Origin of the sequence: Curtobacterium sp. MCBA15_013, from assembly GCF_001865095.1 — a bacterium.
GTDB lineage: Bacteria > Actinomycetota > Actinomycetes > Actinomycetales > Microbacteriaceae > Curtobacterium.
In genome coordinates this window covers 1-304 of sequence record NZ_MJGQ01000075.1, presented here as the reverse complement: position 1 = coordinate 304, position 304 = coordinate 1, and the positions used below count along the sequence as shown (strand labels likewise).

1 protein-coding gene is annotated in these 304 nt (G+C 54.9%); it reads right to left on the bottom strand.

Going from position 1 to position 304, the window contains the following annotated elements; genetic code table 11:
* On the bottom strand, positions 1–295 hold a 295-nt coding region (locus tag BIV01_RS17540), incomplete at its 3' end, for a transposase (protein WP_139199558.1).
* Positions 296–304 lie beyond the last annotated feature (9 nt).

The following is a 304-nucleotide window of genomic DNA, read 5'->3' as shown; positions in this document are numbered from 1 at the left end:
CTGTCAGGTTGAAGCGTAAGAACCAGCGATAGGCCACGTTGACCTGTATCTCCCGCACCAGCTGCCGCTCACTGCGAATGCCGAACAGATAGCCGAGAAACAGCATCTTGAACAGCACCACCGGATCCAGTGCCGGACGACCGTTATTGGAGCAGTACAGGTGTCGAACCCGGTCACGGATAAATTCGAAATCGATGTACTGATCAATGTTGCGAAGAAGGTGGTTGTCGGGGACCAACGATTCGAGACTGACCATCTCGAGTTCGTGTTGTTGCGGGGACGGCTCTTTGAGCATGGGGCAGCC